Source organism: Mycobacterium sp. NPDC003323 (assembly GCF_053589535.1).
In genome coordinates, this window is record NZ_JBSFSB010000004.1 from 210,815 (window position 1) to 228,433 (window position 17,619).

Annotated in this window: 12 protein-coding genes; 8 read left to right on the plus strand and 4 right to left on the minus strand. The window is 70.3% G+C overall.

Features of this window, described 5'->3' with window-relative positions; genetic code table 11:
- Positions 1-119 precede the first annotated feature (119 nt).
- Positions 120-2,966 (minus strand): leucine--tRNA ligase, encoded by a 2,847-nt coding sequence (gene leuS / locus ACWDUN_RS13210; RefSeq protein WP_449929224.1) that lies wholly within the window; start codon positions 2,964-2,966, stop codon positions 120-122.
- A gap of 220 nt (positions 2,967-3,186) precedes the next feature.
- Here leuS and ACWDUN_RS13215 point away from each other — a divergent pair, with 220 nt between their 5' ends.
- Entirely contained in the window at positions 3,187-4,143 is a 957-nt protein-coding gene (locus ACWDUN_RS13215) for an LpqN/LpqT family lipoprotein (RefSeq protein ID WP_449929226.1), read from the plus strand.
- 33 nt (positions 4,144-4,176) lie between these two features.
- Positions 4,177-4,536: a hypothetical protein gene (locus ACWDUN_RS13220; RefSeq protein ID WP_449929228.1), complete on the plus strand. Its 360-nt coding sequence runs from the start codon at positions 4,177-4,179 to the stop codon at positions 4,534-4,536.
- 17 nt (positions 4,537-4,553) lie between these two features.
- On the opposite strand, the gene ACWDUN_RS13225 is transcribed toward ACWDUN_RS13220, so the two are convergent.
- Positions 4,554-5,159, minus strand: a complete 606-nt coding sequence (locus ACWDUN_RS13225; protein WP_449929230.1) for a YqgE/AlgH family protein — start codon at positions 5,157-5,159, stop codon at positions 4,554-4,556.
- A 113-nt stretch (positions 5,160-5,272) separates the two neighbouring features.
- On the opposite strand from ACWDUN_RS13225, the gene ACWDUN_RS13230 reads away from it, so the two are divergent.
- The 3 genes from ACWDUN_RS13230 (at position 5,273) to ACWDUN_RS13240 (ending at position 8,678) form a co-directional block, all read left to right on the plus strand.
- On the plus strand, positions 5,273-6,559 hold the full coding sequence (locus ACWDUN_RS13230; RefSeq protein WP_449929232.1) for an MFS transporter: 1,287 nt from the start codon (positions 5,273-5,275) through the stop codon (positions 6,557-6,559).
- A gap of 9 nt (positions 6,560-6,568) precedes the next feature.
- Positions 6,569-7,345, plus strand: a complete 777-nt coding sequence (locus tag ACWDUN_RS13235) for a TIGR03084 family metal-binding protein (RefSeq protein ID WP_449929234.1) — start codon at positions 6,569-6,571, stop codon at positions 7,343-7,345.
- A 130-nt stretch (positions 7,346-7,475) separates the two neighbouring features.
- The gene (locus ACWDUN_RS13240; protein WP_449929236.1) at positions 7,476-8,678 is read left to right on the plus strand and encodes an ankyrin repeat domain-containing protein; all 1,203 of its coding nucleotides are present in this window, start codon (positions 7,476-7,478) and stop codon (positions 8,676-8,678) included.
- Here ACWDUN_RS13240 and ACWDUN_RS13245 read toward each other — a convergent pair.
- Entirely contained in the window at positions 8,662-9,156 is a 495-nt protein-coding gene (locus tag ACWDUN_RS13245) for a pullulanase (RefSeq protein WP_449929238.1), read from the minus strand. The two genes, ACWDUN_RS13240 and ACWDUN_RS13245, sit on opposite strands and share 17 nt — an antisense overlap.
- A gap of 15 nt (positions 9,157-9,171) precedes the next feature.
- On the minus strand, positions 9,172-10,632 hold the full coding sequence (locus ACWDUN_RS13250; protein WP_449929240.1) for a CCA tRNA nucleotidyltransferase: 1,461 nt from the start codon (positions 10,630-10,632) through the stop codon (positions 9,172-9,174).
- 100 nt (positions 10,633-10,732) lie between these two features.
- Here ACWDUN_RS13250 and ACWDUN_RS13255 point away from each other — a divergent pair, with 100 nt between their 5' ends.
- Genes ACWDUN_RS13255 through murJ form a run of 3 tightly spaced genes read left to right on the plus strand, consistent with a single transcriptional unit; the run spans position 10,733 to position 17,570 of the window.
- Positions 10,733-11,515: an NUDIX hydrolase gene (locus ACWDUN_RS13255; protein WP_449929241.1), complete on the plus strand. Its 783-nt coding sequence runs from the start codon at positions 10,733-10,735 to the stop codon at positions 11,513-11,515.
- Between the two features lie 5 nt (positions 11,516-11,520).
- Complete coding sequence (locus tag ACWDUN_RS13260; RefSeq protein WP_449929543.1) at positions 11,521-13,878, plus strand: DUF6049 family protein; 2,358 nt, start codon at positions 11,521-11,523, stop codon at positions 13,876-13,878.
- Complete coding sequence (murJ, locus tag ACWDUN_RS13265) at positions 13,875-17,570, plus strand: murein biosynthesis integral membrane protein MurJ (protein WP_449929243.1); 3,696 nt, start codon at positions 13,875-13,877, stop codon at positions 17,568-17,570. Before ACWDUN_RS13260 ends, murJ begins: the two co-directional genes overlap by 4 nt.
- Positions 17,571-17,619: the final 49 nt, after the last annotated feature.

Genomic DNA, 17,619 nt, shown 5'->3' on the forward strand with positions numbered 1-17,619 from the left:
CCTCCTGCTCAAGTATCCGCGTGTCGATATGCGGATACGTGAATACGTGGCCACGGGCGGCGAAAACTACCCGAAGGGTCAGGTTCGATCCTCACCTTTTGCGTGATGTGTCGCGAAATTCAGACGACGAGGTTGACCAATCGGCCCGGCACCACGATGACCTTCTTCGGGGTGGCGCCGGCCAGGAAGGCCTGCACCTTGTCGTCGGCCAGCGCGGCGGCTTCCAGCGCGGCCTTGTCGGCATCGGCGGCGACGGTGATCTTGCCGCGCACCTTGCCGTTGACCTGAACCGGCAACTCGACGGTGTCGTCGACCAGATAGCGCTCATCGGCGACCGGGAACGGTCCGTGCGCCAGCGAGGTCTCGTGCCCGAGCCGGCGCCACAGTTCCTCGGCCAGGTGCGGGGCCAGCGGGGCCACCATCAGCACCAGCGGTTCGAGCGCGGCGCGTGCCGTCACCCCTTCCTTGGTGATGTGGTTGGTGTACTCGATCAGCTTGGCCGCCGCGGTGTTGTTCCGCAAGGCCGCATAGTCTTCGGCCACCCCGGCGATGGTCTTGTGCAGCGCGCGCCGGGTTTGCTCGGAGACCTCGTCGTCGGTGACCCGCTCGGCGCCGGTGGTCTCGTCGATGACCGCGCGCCAAACCCGCTGCAGGAAGCGGTGTGCGCCGACGACGTCCTTGGTCGCCCACGGCCGCGATGCCTCCAGCGGACCCATCGACATCTCGTACACGCGCAGGGTGTCCGCGCCGTACTCGTCGCAGATCTCATCCGGGGACACCGAGTTCTTCAGCGATTTGCCGATCTTGCCGAACTCCTGGTTGACCTCGACCTCACCGGACGGATCCTGGTACCAGAACGTGCCGTCGCGCTCGATGACATCGGCGGCCGGGACGTAGGAACCGCGCGAGTCGGTGTAGGCGAACGCCTGGATGTAGCCCTGGTTGACCAGCCGGCGGTACGGCTCGGAGGAGCTGACATGGCCGAGGTCGAACAGCACCTTGTGCCAGAACCGCGAGTACAGCAGGTGCAGCACCGCGTGCTCGACGCCACCGACATACAGGTCGACGCCACCGGGATCGTCGGGTCCGTGGATCTCGGGCCGTGGACCCATCCAGTAGGCCTCGTTCTCCTTGGCGCAGAAGGTGTCCGAGTTGTGCGGGTCGGCATAGCGCAGCTCGTACCAGGAACTGCCCGCCCACTGCGGCATGACGTTGGTGTCACGCGTGTAGGTCTGCAGCCCGTCACCGAGGTCCAGTTCCACCTGCACCCACTCGGTGGCCTTGCCCAGCGGCGGGGACGGTTCACTGTCGGCGTCGTCGGGGTCGAACATCACCGGCGCGTAGTCCGGGATGTCCGGCAGCTCCACCGGCAGTGCGGATTCCGGCAACGGATGCGCGCGCCCGTCGTCGTCGTAGACGATGGGGAACGGCTCACCCCAATAGCGTTGGCGGGCGAACAGCCAGTCGCGCAGCTTGAACTCGACGCGGGCGTGACCGGTTCCGTCGGCCTCCAGGCGCACGATGATGGCCTCTTTGGCCTGTGCCACCGAAAGTCCGTTCAGCTCACCGGAGTTCACCAGCACACCGTCACCGCTGTAGGCGGCCTCGGTGATGTCCCCGCCGGAAACCACCTCGATGATGGGCAGCCCGAACGCGGTGGCGAACTCCCAGTCACGCTGGTCACCACTGGGCACCGCCATGATGGCGCCGGTACCGTAGCCGGCCAACACGTAGTCGGCGATGAACACCGGAACCTGTTGTCCGTTCACCGGATTGGTGGCATACGAACCGGTGAACACGCCCGTCTTGGACTTGTTCTCCTGGCGCTCCAGATCCGACTTCGCGGCGATATCGGAGCGGTAGGCGCTGACCGCCTCGGCCGGGGTCTTCGCACCGTAGGTCCAGCGCCCGTCGGTGCCCTCGGGCCACTGCGTGGCCGTCAGCGCGTCGACCAGGTCATGCTCGGGGGCCAGCACCATGTAGGTGGCGCCGTAGAGCGTGTCGGGGCGGGTGGTGAACACCTCGATATCACCGACCGCCGTGCCGAACCGCACCTGCGCACCGACCGACCGGCCGATCCAGTTGCGCTGCATGGCCTTGACCTTGTCCGGCCAGTCCAGCACCTCAAGGTCGTCGAGCAGCCGATCCGAGTAGGCGGTGATGCGCATCATCCACTGCCGCAGGCGCTTCCGGAACACCGGGAAGTTGCCGCGGTCGCTGCGTCCGTCGGAGGTGACCTCCTCGTTGGCCAGCACCGTGCCCAGTCCGGGGCACCAGTTGACCATCGAGTCGGCGCGGTACACCAATCGGTGACCGTCCACGACGTCGGCGCGTTCGGCCTTGCTCAGCTGCGCCCAGTCCCGCCCGTCGGGCAGTGTCCGCTCACCGGACTCGAACGCCGCGATCAGCTCGTCGATGCGGCGGGCGCGCTTGAGTTCGGGGTCGAACCAGGCGTTGTAGATCTGCAGGAAGATCCACTGCGTCCACTTGTAGAAGTCGACGTCGGTGGTCGAGAAGCTGCGCCGGGCGTCGTGGCCCAGGCCCAACCGGCCCAGCTGCCGGCGGAAGTTGACGATATTGGCCTCGGTGCGGGTGCGCGGGTGTGTCCCGGTCTGCACAGCGTACTGCTCGGCGGGTAGTCCGAAGGCGTCGAAACCCAAGGCGTGCAGCACGTTACGCCCGGTCATCCGGAAGTAGCGGGCGTACACGTCGGTCGCGATGTAACCCAGCGGGTGCCCGACGTGCAGACCTTCGCCGGACGGGTAGGGGAACATGTCCTGGACGAACATCTTGTCCGCGGGCACGGCGGTCCCGTCGGAGGGTGCCAGCGAGCCGACCGGGTTGGGCACATGGAAGGTGCCCAGGCGCTGCCAGCGCTGCTGCCAGGCCAGCTCGATATCACCGGCCAGCGCGGCGGTATAGCGGTGCTGCGGTGCGTCGGCGGGGTCTACCGAGGGATCTGTCACGCCAAACAGGGTATAAGCGCCGCTCGCGGCGCTTTCGGCCACGGGTTGATAAAGGTTGCGTTGCAGGGTGGTCAGAACCCGGTTGCAGCTCGGTCCCGACGCTGGAAGCCGGCCGCTCCGGCTGGATACAGTCGGCCCCTGACTCGGGGAAATCCGGACGCCCTAGCAACCCCTCACCGATCGCAGGGAACCCCAGAGACCAGGAAGGACCGACCCCAGAATGAACGAGAACGCGCGCCGTTGGCGGATCGTGGTCGCCGGGACCGCCGCCGGACTCGCCGGAGTCGTCGGCATGGCCGGCACCCCCGCCGCCGCCGAGCCCTTGGCCCCACAGCCGGCACCGCCCGTTCCGGTCACCGTGACCCAGACCGTCACCATCGCCCCGCAGGCCGCACCCGTGGTCCCGACCGCGCCCGGCCCGGCTCAACCGGTCGCCGCCGGCAGCCCGGCCGTCCCGCCCGCGCTCGCGCCGGGGGCCGCGCCGGCGCTGGGCACCGCCACCACCACCGCCGCGATCCCGCGGCCGGTGACGGTACCGCTGTCGGCGAATCCCTCTGGCACCATCCGCGACTACCTCACCAGCCAGAACGTCGCGATGGAACCGCAGACCCCGGCCGGGTTCACCGCGCTGAACATCGTGCTGCCGCGGCCCACCGGGTGGACCCAGGTGCCCGACCCGAACGTCCCGGACGCATTCGCTGTGATCGCCGACCGGGTCGGCGGCGACGGCCTCTACACCAACAACGCCCAGGTCGTGGTCTACAAACTGGTGGGAGCCTTCGATCAGCGCGAGGCCATCCGGCACGGTTTCGTCGACAGCCAGCAACTCACCGCGTGGCGTCCCACCGGTGGCTCGATCGCCGAGGTCAACGGTGTACCGACGTCGATCATCGAGGGCACCTACCGCGAGAACAACATGACGCTGAACACCTCGCGGCGCCACATCATCGCCACCTCGGGCACCGACCGCTACCTGGTGTCGCTGTCGGTGACCACCGCCGAGTCGCAGTCCATCGCGGCCGCCGATGCCACCGACGCGATCATCAACGGGTTCCGGGTGTCCGCACCGGCACCGGCCGCCCCGGCACCGGTCGCGGCCCCCGCCCCGGCGGGTGTCGCACCGAGCGCGCCTGCCGCACCGGCCGCCGTCCCGGTGAGTGTGCGCCTGCCCGGCTGACACCCACCGCGTCAGCGGCCTTATCCTGGTGACATGTTTGTCGCCGCGGTCCTCTGCCTGTTGGTGGCCGCCGCCACCGCCGGTGCGGCCGTCTGGTCGCTGAGACAGCCCTACGCCGACGACCCCGTCCGGCAGGTGCTGCGCGCGGTCGCCCCGACCCAGTTCGCCGCGGCCGCCATGCTCGCGGCCGGTGGCGCGGTGGCCTTCGCCGCTCCGGTCCAGATGGGTCTGCTGGTGATGATCGTCTGTGTCATCGGCGCCGTCGGCACCGTCGCCGCCGGATGCTGGCAGGGAGCCAAGCTGGTGGCGCGCAAGGAGGCCGCCCAGGCCGTCGCGCGTGAGTCCGGCGGCGGGTGCGCGGGCTCGTGCGCCTCGTGCACCCTGTCGTGCTGACCGGGGATCGTTGCGCGTCAGTTCCGGCTGAGGTCGATCGGATGGGTCGCCAACATCGCCAGCGGTAACGGTTGACGCCGCAACACCCGCGCCCACAGATCCACCCGCGGTTCGGCCAGCACATCCGAGGGCAGGGCCGACAGCACGATCCAGTCGTCGCGTTCGATCTCTCCGTCGAGCTGGCCGAGGGTCCAGCCGGAGTACCCGGCGAAGATCCGCACCCCCTCGACCACCGGGGCCAGGATCTCCGGATCGGAGTCCAGGTCGACCATGCACACCCGGCCCTGCACATGCCGCAGTCCCGGCACCCCGGCGATGTCGACGCCCACCCGCACGGTCGCCAGGCACAACGCCGAATCCCGGTTCACCGGACCGCCGACGAACATCGTCTTGGGTTTGAACGCGAGCTTGGCCCACTGCGGCAACACGTTGTAGACCGCGGTGTCGCTCGGCCGGTTCAGCACCACGCCGAGGGTGCCGCCCTCGTTGTGCTCCACGATGTAGATGACGGTGCGCCGGAACGTCGGTTCGAACAACTCGGTATCGGCCAGCAGCAGTGTGCCCGCCCGCACCCGCGGCGCCGTCGGAGCCGCGAAATCCTCCGGTTCGTCGGACTGTCCCACCCGTCCATCATGTCACCGCACCCCCGCCCTCGGGCGCCATCCTCTCCGGCTCGCCGGGATATTTGTACTGTGGGTCCGGGGTCATATTCGCCGGCCCGGACAGGACCGATCTGATGACTGACACCGGCACGCCCGGCGGCACCTGGAAGGCCGTGCGCGCACTGCCCGAGTTCCGGCGACTGCTGGAACTGCGCGCGGTCAGCCAGTTCGGCGACGGGCTCTTCCAGGCCGGCCTGGCCGGTGCGCTGCTGTTCAGTACCGAGCGCGCGGTCCATCCATGGGAAATCGCGATCTCCTTCGCCGTGCTGTTCCTGCCGTATTCGGCGCTGGGCCCATTCGCGGGCGCGCTGCTGGACCGCTGGGACCGCCGGCTCGTGCTGATCGCCGCCAACACCGGGCGCCTGGTCCTGATGCTCGCCGTGGGCGCCGCGCTCGCGGTCAGTGCGCACAATCTGGTGTTGTTGTTCGGCGCGCTGATCGTCAACGGGTTCACCCGGTTCGTGTCCTCCGGGCTCTCGGCGGCACTGCCGCACCTGGTGCACCGCGATCAGGTGGTGACCATGAACTCGGTGGCCACCGCGACCGGTGCGCTGGCCGCCTTCCTGGGCGCGTTCTTCATGCTGGTGCCGCGCTGGCTGCTGGGCGCCGACGATATCGGTGGTTCGGTGGTGATCCTGCTCGCCGCGGTCGCCGTCGCCGTGGCATTGCTGCTGTCGGTGCGTTTCGCACCGCATGTGCTCGGTCCCGACGACAGCGTGCGCGCGGTGCACGGCTCGGTGGCGTATGCGGTGTCGACGGGCTGGGTGCACGGTGCCCGGACGGTGGCCGCGGTGCCGTCCGTCGCCGCCACGCTCAGTGGCCTGGCCGCCCACCGGATGGCCTTCGGCATCAACACCCTGCTGGTGCTGGTGATGGTGCGCCACAGCGGCGACCAGGAGGTCGCCGGACTGGGCCTGGGCACCGCCGCGGTCTTCGTCGCGGCGACCGGCGCCGGATCGTTTCTGGCGACGCTGGCCACGCCCGCGGTGATCGGCCGGTGGGGCCGCTTCCGCGCAGCGAACGGCGCCTTGCTGCTGGCGGCCGTCGTCCAGCTGTTCGCCGCGTGGCTCTACCTGCCGCTGATGCTCGGGTGCGGTTTCCTCGTCGGGGCCGCCGGCCAACTGGTCAAGCTGTGTGCCGACAGCGCCATGCAGATGGACGTCGACGACGCGCTGCGCGGTCACGTGTTCACGGTGCAGGACGCCCTGTTCTGGTTGGCGTTCGTCGGTGCCATCGCCGCGGCGGCCGCCGTGATCCCCACCGACGGCCGGTCGGTGCCGCTGGTGCTGGCCGGGTCGGTGCTGTACCTGATCGGACTCGCTGCCCATGCCCGGCTCGGTCGGCGCAGACGCCCGGTTTAGAGTTCAGCCATGGCTGGTGCCGGGCCGATGGTGGCCGATCTGCGTGCCGAGAGCGACGAACTCGACGCGCTGGTCGCCGAGCTGCCCGCGCAGGACTGGCGCACCGCCACACCCGCGCCGGGATGGACCATCGCCCACCAGATCGCTCACCTGTGGTGGACCGACCGGGTCGCGCTGCAGTCCGCGACCGATCGCGCGGCGTTCGACGCGGTGCTCGCCGAGGCCGCCCAGGATCCGTTCGGCTTCGTCGACGCGGCCGCCGAGCGGCTGGCGGACACCCCGCCCGCCGAGTTGTTGGCGCACTGGCGGGCCGACCGAGCCCGCTTGCACGAGGCACTGCTGGCCGTCGAGGACGGTGCCAAGCTGGCCTGGTTCGGCCCGCCGATGAGCGCACCGTCGATGGCGACGGCCCGGCTGATGGAGACCTGGGCGCACGGCTTGGACGTCGCCGATGCTCTCGGGGTGCGCAGGGCGCCGACGGCCCGGCTGCGTTCGATCGCCCATATCGGGGTTCGCACAAGGGATTTCGCGTTCTCCGTGCACGGCCTCACCCCACCCGCCGAAATGTTTCACGTGGAACTACGCGGACCCGACGGGGCGGTGTGGACGTGGGGGCCCAAGGACGCGGCGCAAACCGTGCGGGGCTCTGCCGAGGATTTCTGCATGCTGGTCACCCAGCGCCGGGCGCGGGCGGATCTGGACGTCATCGCCGTCGGCGCCGAGGCGCAGCAGTGGTTGACCATCGCGCAGGCCTTCGCGGGGCCGCCGGGCAAGGGACGCGACTAGCATCGGCGTCGGGCGCGCAGGACCGCCCGACGTCCGCTCGAAGAGGCACAGCCTCCCTGCCGCAGGTGTCATTCGATGACCTCTTCTCGGCCCGGTTCGCGGACGGCGGGCATTTCGAGAGGAGGCCGTCATGGCCAGTTCCCTGCCCGACAACCCCTCGCTGTCCCGGTTGCGTGACGAGGCCTGCAGTCTGCAGCGAGCCGTCAGCGCCGCCGACCCAGCGGCGCTGGACGCGCTCCGCGAGCACCATCCCCGGCCCGATATCGCGCTGCGCGGTGAGCGATTCGCCCTGCGCGACGCCCAACTGACCCTCGCCCGCCGGTACGGCTTCAGCGGGTGGCCCGTGCTGGTGCACTACCTGGAGGCCGCCGCCGACCTGAGCGCCGACCCGTCCCGCTTCGACGAGACCGCGGCCGATCCGGCGGACCGCTTCTGCGCACTGGCCTGCCTGCGCTACGACGAGACCGACGCGCCACCCCGTTGGCACGCCGCCCGGGAGACGCACCGGACACTGACCGATCCGCACATCTGGGCCGCGGCGACCGCGGCCGACTCGGACCGGTTGGCCGCGCTGCTGGCCACCGACCCCGCGCTCGCCTCAGCCCCCGGCGGCCCGTTCGGCTGGACACCGCTGCTGTACCTGGCGTACTCGCGGGTGCCCCAGACCGACAGCCTCGCCGCGGCCACCCTGCTGCTCGAGGCCGGGGCCGATCCGAACGCCGGCTATCTGTGGCGCGGGATGTCGACGCCCTTCACGGTGCTGACGGGCGTGTTCGGCGAGGGCGAGCAGGGTCCGCGCCGGCAACCCCGACACCCCGCCGTCGATGAGCTGGCCCCGCTGCTGCTGCGCCACGGTGCGCACCCGGTGGACCAGCAGACCCTGTACAACCGGATGTTCCGGCCCGACGATTCGCACCTGCACCTGCTGTTCGACCACGGGTTGGCCGATGCCGGTCCGAGCCCGTGGGAGCATCGCCTCGGTGCGGCCATGGAGACCCGCGCGCAGATGTGGCACCGCCAGGTCTGCTGGGCGGCCGAGCACGGCTTCACCGAGCGGCTGGCCCTGTTGGCCCGACACGGTATCGACACGTCCGGGGTGGCACCGGTGATCGTCGGACTGCCCGATGACCCGGATGAACGGGACGCCGACGGGGCGACCGCCCTGCACCGCGCCGCCTGGTCCGGCGACCTGGCGCTGATTCGCCGACTGCTCGACGCCGGGGCGGACCGCACGCTGCGCGACACCCGGTTCGACGCGACACCGCAGGACTGGGCCGAGCACGCGTATCAGTCGGAGGCCGCGCAGCTGTTGAAGATCACGTCAGATCGCTGACGGTGTCGGCCGAGCCGTCTCCGTCCGGATCGGTGAGCCGGACATCCCAGCGTCCGTCACCGTCGGTGTCGGCGTGTGCGATACCGGCCCCGAGCACGCGATCAGCCAGCCCATCGGCATCGATGTCGAGCAGCCGCTCCCCCGCCGTGCCGTCACCGTCGAAGTCGACCATCGGCCCGCCGAACGCCTCCACGCCGTCCAGGCCGAACCAGCGCAGCTGGCCGGCGCGGTCGATGGCGACCGCCCAGGTGCCCGAACCGTCGTCGGTGAAGTAGGCCGGCGCCGGCCCGTCGCGACCGTGTACGGCATGGTCGGCCAGACCGGTCCCGTCCAGATCGGCCAGGGCATCGTCGGGGTGGCCGTCGGCGTCCAGATCCAGACCGATGGCGTCGAGCACGCCGTCGCCGTCGATATCGAGGGTGGGTTCGGCCGACCAGATGTCCGCGCCGCCGGCGCCGTCAGACAGGCAGTAGTCCATACCTGTTCAGACGCATCAGGACTGCTGCGCGTTCCACCAATTCCGGAGTTCGGCGACCGCCTCGTCGTGCTCGAGGGGTCCGCGTTCCAGGCGTAGTTCCTTCAGGTGATTCCACGCCTTGCCGACCAGGGGGCCGGCCGGGATGTCGAGGATCTTCATGATCTCGTTGCCGTCCAGGTCGGGCCGGACCCGCTGCAGGTCCTCCTTGGCCGCGATCTCGGCGATCCGGTTCTCCAGGTCGTCGTAGTTGGCGCGCAACCGGGCGGCCCGTCGCTTGTTGCGGGTGGTGCAGTCGGCGCGGACCAGCTTGTGCAACCGCTCCAGCAGCGGTCCCGCATCGGTCACGTACCGGCGCACCGCCGAGTCGGTCCACCGGCCGTCGCCGTAGCCGTGGAAGCGCAGATGCAGGTACACCAGCTGTGAGACATCGTCGACCATCTGCTTGGAGTACTTCAGCGCGCGCATCCGTCTGCGCACCATCTTGGCGCCGACGACCTCGTGATGATGAAAACTCACCCCGCCGTCGGGTTCGTGGCGGCGGGTGGCGGGCTTGCCGATGTCGTGCAGCAGTGCCGCCCAGCGCAAGACCAGATCCGGCCCCTGCTGCTCAAGGTCGATCGCCTGCTGCAGCACCGTCAGCGAATGCCAGTACACATCCTTGTGCTGGTGGTGCTCGTCGATGGCCATCCGCATCTCACCGACCTCGGGCAGCACCACATCGCCCAGGCCGGTCTGCACCATCAGGTCGATGCCGGCCACCGGATCGGCACCGAGGACCAGCTTGTCCAACTCGGCGGCCACCCGCTCGGCGGTGATGCGACCCAACTGCGGAGCCATCTCGATGAGCGCCTCCGTCACCCGCGGTGCCACCCCGAAGCGCAACTGTGACACGAATCGCGCGGCGCGCAGCATGCGTAACGGATCATCACCGAAGGACACCTGGGGTTGCGCCGGGGTGTCGAGCACCCGGTCACGCAGCGCGCCCAGACCACCCAGCGGATCGAGGAACTCGGCCAGCCCGCCCGGTGCGTCAGGATGGATCCGCACCGCCATCGCGTTGACGGTGAAGTCCCGTCGCACCAGATCATCGGAGAGTCGGTCGCCGAAGCGCACCTCGGGATTGCGCGACACCTGGTCGTAGGTGTCGGCCCGGAAGGTCGTGATCTCCATCCGGTGGCCCGCCTTGCCCACCCCGATGGTGCCGAACTCGATCCCGGTGTCCCACAACGCATCGGCCCATCCGCGCAGCAGCTTCTGCATCTGCTGTGGGCGGGCATCGGTGGTGAAGTCCAGATCGGTGCCCAACCGGCCCAGCAGCGCGTCACGCACACTGCCGCCGACCAGATACAGCTCGTGACCGGCGGCGGCGAACACCGCGCCGAGTTCGCCGAGAATCGATCCGTAGCGGCTCAGCGCAACCCAGGCCCCCGCCAGCAGTTCGGCGTCGGCGGCAGTCGGAGTCGGGTCACTTGGCACGTTCGGTGAGCCTAGCGGGGTGGTAACGACCCGGCGACAGCCCGGCCACGACCGGTGCGTGTGGCGATCAGGTAAACCGACGGCAACTATTATCGCTTGGGTGTCGGACGGCGAGCAGGCCAAACCGCGACGGCGCCGAGGGCGTCGCCGCGGCCGCCGCGCTGCCGGACCGCCCGCGGCCGAGGCCCAGGGCGGTGCGTCGTCGGCCGACGGCGTCGCAAAATCCGCCGCTCCCGCATCCGGGCAGCAGGCCAAACCGGGCCAGAACCGCAAACCGCGTCCCGACCGCCGCGCCCCCGACCGGCTGCGCACCGTGCACGAGACCTCGGCGGGCGGTCTGGTCATCGACGGTATCGACGGACCCAAGGACACCCAGGTCGCCGCTCTGATCGGCCGGGTGGACCGGCGGGGCCGGATGCTGTGGTCGTTGCCCAAGGGGCATATCGAGGTCGGCGAGACCGCCGAACAGACCGCGATCCGCGAGGTCGCCGAGGAAACCGGCATCCAGGGCAGTGTGCTCGCCGCGCTCGGCAGCATCGACTACTGGTTCGTGACCGAGGGCCGCCGCGTGCACAAGACCGTGCACCATTACCTGATGCGTTTCCTGGGCGGCGACCTGTCCGACGAGGACATGGAGGTCACCGAGGTCGCCTGGGTGCCGCTGCGGGATCTGCCCGCCCGGCTGGCCTACGCCGACGAGCGCCGACTCGCCGTGGTCGCCGGTGAACTGATCGACAAGCTGCACACCGACGGTCCCGGCGCCCTGCCGCCGCTACCGCAGAGCTCGCCCCGGCGACGCCCACAGACGCATTCGCGCACCCGCAACCGTCGCCCGGAGGAGTCGCCGCCCCGGCGGGCGAACGGCTGCGGGCAAGGCCCGTGAGTGCGGTGCGGGTACTGCTGCGCGTTCTGACCGCCGTACTGCTCGTGCTGCTCCTGGTCACCCCGGCCGGCCGAACCGCCGTCGCCGAACCCGGCACGACGATGTTCCTCAAGCTGCGCATCGACCGGGTCAGCCCCGACATCGTCACCACCACGACCGGTTCGGTGGTCACCGTGGCCGGCACCGTCAGCAATATCGGTGACCGGCCGGTGCGCGATATCGTCGTCCGCCTCGAACACGCCCCGGCCGTCACCGGGTCGGCCGGACTGCGCACCGACCTGGCCGGCAACCTCGACCAGTACCTGCCCGTCGCGCCGTTCATCACCGTGTCCGGTGAACTGCAGCGCGGCCAGGAGGCGCCATTCACGCTGTCCTATCCGGTGCGTGGCAACGGCGAACCCACCCTGAAGATCGACGAGCCGGGCATCTACCCGCTGCTGGTCAACGTCAACGGGACCCCCGACTACGGCGCCCCGGCGCGCCTGGACGACGCCCGGTTGCTGCTCCCGGTGCTCGGCGTGCCACCCGACCCGGCCACCGGCGACGCCGAGGGACTCTCCGCGGTGGTACCCCCGGACACCTCACGGCCGGTGGCCACCACCGTGCTGTGGCCACTGGCCGACCGGCCGCGACTGGCCGCCGGCATCCCCGGTGGCACCACCCCGGTGCGGCTGCTCGACGACGACCTGGCGACCTCGCTGGCACCCGGCGGCCGGCTGGACACGCTGCTGTCGGCCGCCGACTTCGCCACCAGCGCCGCCGTCGACGCCGACGGCGCCATGCGCACCACGCTGTGCCTGGCCGTGGACCCCGACCTGCTGATCACCGTGAACGCGATGACCGGCGGCTACGTGGTGAACGACGACCCCGCCGGCGGCCTGAACTCCCCGACGCGTCCGGGAGCCGGGCAGGAAGCGGCCATCAGCTGGCTCAGCCGGCTCAAGGCGCTGACCCAGCGCGTGTGCGTGACGCCGACCGTGTACGCCCAGGCCGATCTCGACGCGTTGCGCCGCGTCGGCGACAGCGGGTTGAACACCGTCGCCACCGATGCCGGCGCCGATATCGTCGATCAGATCCTCGGCGTGCGGTCGGTGCGCGGGGCCACCCTCATCGGCGACGGACCGCTCACCGAACCCGCGGTCGGTCTGCTGGCGCGGCAGGCACCGACCGTCGCGATCGCCGCCGCGCCGCTGACCTCCGACGACACCGCCGCGGCCGACCTCGCCCCGCGGCGCTACGCACCGACGGTGGTCGCCGCGCCGTTCGACCCCGCCCTGGGAGCAGCGCTGGCCGGCACCGGTGCGGCACCGCGCGCACCGGCTTACCTGGACCCGGGGCTGAACATCCCGCTGCAGCAGGACTCTCGGACCGCGCGGTTGCAGAACGCGCTGGGCTCGCTGCTGTGGCGGGGACTGCAACCCGACGTCGAACCGCGTAACCAGATCGTGCTGCCGCCGCTGACCTGGGATCTGAACCCGGATGAGGCGCAGAGCATCCTGACCTCCGTCGCGACCGCCATCCGCGCGGGTCTGGCCGTCCCGCGCCCGCTGCCGGCCGTCATCGCACAGACACCACCGTCGGCGCCCTCGGAGGTCTCCCCTGCCGCACCGACGCAGGGTGACCCCGCCGCCAGGTTCGACAGCGGGGTCACCTCCGGCATCGCCGCGATCACCGCGCGGTTGGGCGCTCTGACGTCGGCGTTGACCGTCGACCAACGCACCGGCCTGACCGGCGCGCAGTACACCGCGCCGCTACGCGAGGACATGCTGCGCGCACTCAGCCAGTCGACTCCGGCGCAGCTCCGCAATCAGTCCGCGCAGCAACGTCTTTCGACCGTCAGCCGGACTGTCGCCGACCTGTTCGCGGCCGTGACGGTGGTCAACCCGGGTGGGTCCTACACGCTGGCCACCGAGCGCAGCCCACTGCCGCTGGCGCTGCGCAACGACCTTCCGGTGCCGATCAGGGTCCGGCTGCGCATCGACGCCCCGCCGGGCATGAAGGTGGAGGATCCGGGCGTGATCGAACTGCCGCCGGGATTCCTTCCCGTGCGGGTGCCCATCGAGGTGCACTTCACCCAGCGGTTCGCGGTGGACGTGTCGCTGAGCACCGCCGACGGGATGGACCTCGGCGACCCGGTGCGGTTGTCGGTGCATTCCAACGCCTACGGCAAGGTGCTGTTCTTCATCACCCTCACCGGCGGCATCATCCTGGCGCTGCTGGTCGGTCGCCGGTTGTGGCACCGATTCCGCGGCCAGCCCGACCGGGCCGATCTGGTTCCGCCGACCCGGGAGCCGCGCCGACCCGACCCGCTGGACACCGCGCTGGCGCACACCGTCGACGATCCACCCGGCGGGAACCGATGAGCGCCGCGCCCCGCACCCGCAAGGAACTGTCCGACTCCGCCGTCGTGTCGCGCTCTTGGGCGATGGCCCTGGCGACCCTGATCAGTCGGCTCACCGGCTTCGCCCGGATGGTGTTGCTGGCCATCATCCTGGGCGGGCCGCTGCTGAGCGCCTTCTCGGTGGCCAACCAGCTGCCCAACCTGATCGCCGCGCTGGTCTTGGAGGCGACGTTCACCGCGATCTTCGTACCGGTGCTGGCGCGGGCCGAACGCGAGGACGCCGACGGTGGTGCGGCCTTCATCCGCAAGCTGCTCACTTTGGCGACCGTCCTGCTGCTGGTGGCGACCATCTCCTCCACGCTGGCCGCACCGCTGCTCACCGACCTGATGCTGGGCTCCGACCCGCTGGTGAACAGCCCGCTGACCACGGCGTTCGCCTATCTGCTGCTGCCGCAGATCATCTTCTACGGCCTGTCCTCGGTGTTCATGGCAATCCTGAACACCCGCAACATCTTCGGACCGCCCGCCTGGGCGCCGGTGGTCAACAACGTCGTCGCCATCGCCACCATCGGGCTGTATCTGATTGTGCCCGGCGAACTCTCGGTCGACCCGGTCGAGATGGGCAATGCCAAACTGCTGGTCCTGGGAATCGGCACCACGCTGGGCGTGGTGGCCCAGGCCGCGGTCGTGTTCGTCGCGCTGCGCAACGAGCGCGTCAGCATGAAACCGCTGTGGGGCATCGACGACCGGATCAAGACCTTCGGCATGATGGCGCTGGCGATGGTGCTCTACGTCCTGATCAGCCAGGTCGGGCTGATCGTGGGCAACCAGATCGCCAGCGCCGCATCCGCATCCGGGCCGGCCATCTACAACTACACCTGGCTGGTGCTGCAGCTGCCGTTCGGCATCATCGGCGTGACCGTGCTGACCGTGGTGATGCCGCGACTGTCGCGCAATGCCGCCGCCGACGACACCCCGGCGGTACTGGCGGATCTGAACCTCGCGACGCGGCTCACCATGCTGACGCTGATCCCGGTGGTGGCCGTGATGACCGTCGGCGGACCCGCGATCGGCAGTGCGTTGTTCGCCTACGGCAACTTCGGCGACACCGACGCGCGCTATCTCGGCATGGCGATCACCCTGTCGGCGTTCACGCTGATCCCGTACTCGCTGGTGTTGCTACAGCTGCGGGTGTTCTACGCCCGCCAACAGCCGTGGACGCCGATCGTGCTGATCCTGGTGATCACCGCCGTGAAGATCGCCGCATCGGTGGCGGTGCCCCATCTGGTCACCGACCCCGGCATGGTCGCCGGCTATCTCGGGCTGGCCAACGGGCTCGGGTTCCTGGCCGGCGCCACCGTCGGCTACGTGGTGCTGCGCGCCAACCTGCTGCCCCGCGGCCACGGTCCGTCGAACGGCCGACTGATCAGCGTCGGCGTGATGCACACCATCCTGGTGACCATCGCGGCGTCGATGATCGCCGGCCTGGCCGCCCACGCCGTCGACCAGCTGCTCGGCCTGGAGGCGCTGACCGGGCACGGCGGAGGCGCCGGGTCGTTGCTGCGGCTGTTCGTGATCGGTGTGATCATGGCGCCGATCATCGGGGTGGTGCTGTGGTCGGCCAAGGTGCCCGATGCGCTGTCGGCCGTCGACGCCGTACGCCGCCGACTCGGTGGCCGCACGGCGTCGGCCGCAGCGCGCACGAGCAGCCCCGACGTCCGTCGCCGGACAGGCGCGGTCACGTACCCTGATCAGAGCAATTTGCCTCCGATGCGGCCCCCACGTCCCCCGGCAGCCCGCCGGTACGCACCGCAACCAGGGATTGCCAGGAGTCACAGTCGGAAAGGACCATCGGTGAGCGATAAACCCGAGAGTGGGTCGACGCCGGAGCACGGCGGTGACCCCGATCCCGACTCGGGCGCCACCACGCGGATCCCGCTCTCGGGGACCTCGGGCGCGGATTCGTCGCAGACCGAAGAGTCCGATACGCAGGCCACCGCAGAATCCGATACGCGGTTCACCGCTGAGTCCGATACGCGGTTCACCGCTGAGTCCGATACGCGGTTCACCGCTGAGTCCGATACGCGGTTCACCGCTGAGTCCGATACGCGGTTCACCGCGGCGGACTTCCAGCCCGACACCGGCGGTTTCAGCACCCGCCCGCCCGCCGACTACGGCGGCGACCCCACCCGCGAACCGCTGGCCTTCGACCCGCCGCGGGAGGGTCCCACCGAGGCGTCGATCGGTGAAGAACTGCACCTGATCCCGGGCGCCACCATCGCCGGCGGCCGCTACCGGCTTCTGGTCTCCCACGGCGGCACCGACACACTGCGGTTCTGGCACGCCCTGGACACCGCGCTGGACCGCCAGGTCGCGCTCACCTTCGTCGACCCCGAAGGCCTGCTACCCGACGGCGAACTGAAGGACATCCTCGGCCGCACCCAGCGGCTGTCCAAGATCGACAGCCCCGGACTGGCCCGCATCCTCGACGTCACCCGCACCGGACCGGGCGGCCTGGTGGTCTCGGAGTGGATCCGTGGTGGATCGCTGGCCGAGGTCGCCGAGACCTCCCCATCCCCCATCGGCGGCGCCCGCGCCATCCAATCGCTGGCCGGCGCCGCCGAGGTGGCGCACCGCTCCGGCGTCGCGCTGTCCATCGACGATCCCGGCCGCATCCGCGTCAGCATCGAAGGCGATGTCGCGCTCGCGTTCCCGGCGACCCTGCCCGACGCCACCCCCGAAGACGACATCCGCGGCGTCGGCGCCGCGCTGTACGCGCTGCTGATCAACCGGTGGCCGCTGCCCGAATCCGGTTCGCACAGCGGCCTGGAACGCGCCGCGCTCGATACCGTCGGCCAACCGGTGGAACCGCAGTCGGTCAACCCCGACATCCCGTTCCAGATCTCGGCGGCCGCGGCACGCGCGGTGCAGGACGGCGGCGGCATCCGCAGCGCACCGACACTGCTGAACCTGCTGCAGCAGGCCACCGCGGTGGCCGATCGCACCGAGTACATCGCACCGCTGGACGAACCGGCGGCCGATCCGGTGGCCCCGGCAGGCGCAGCAGGCGCGGACCCGCAGTCCGCCGCACGGCGCCGCAAGGGTCTGATCATCGGGCTCACCGTCGGCGGCGCCCTCGTGATCGTGGTCTTCGTCCTGTTGGCCACCGTGCTGAGCCGCATCTTCGGCGATGTCGGTGGCGGCCTGGACCGCGATGAACTCGGCCTGAACAACCCCACCAGCACCACCGCCGAGGCCGACGGCGGCACCGTCGAGCCGGTGCGCGCCACGGTGTACTCCCCCGAGGGTGAAGCCGACGCCCCGAACGAGGCCGGCCTGGCCATCGACGGCAACCCGGCCACCGTCTGGCCCACCGACACCTACTCCGATCCCGCGCCGTTCCCCGGCTTCAAGAACGGCGTCGGGCTGATGCTGCAACTGCCCCGGCCCACCGAGCTCGGCTCGGTGACCCTGGACGTGTCCAGCGTCGGCACCTCGGTGCAGATCCGGGCCGCCGACACCGCCAACCCGGCGTCGCTGGAGGACACCACCGAACTGACACCGCCGACCCCGCTGCAAACCGGCTCCAACACCATCGACATACCCGATGCGCAGTCGACCTCCTATGTGCTGGTGTGGATCACCACCCTGGGCACCGTGGACGGCGAGAGCCGATCCGATATCAGCGAGATCACCCTCAAAACCCGGTCCTGACGCGGTTATCCCCAGGCGGATGCGCAGGATCGCCCAGCTCAGCGGGCCG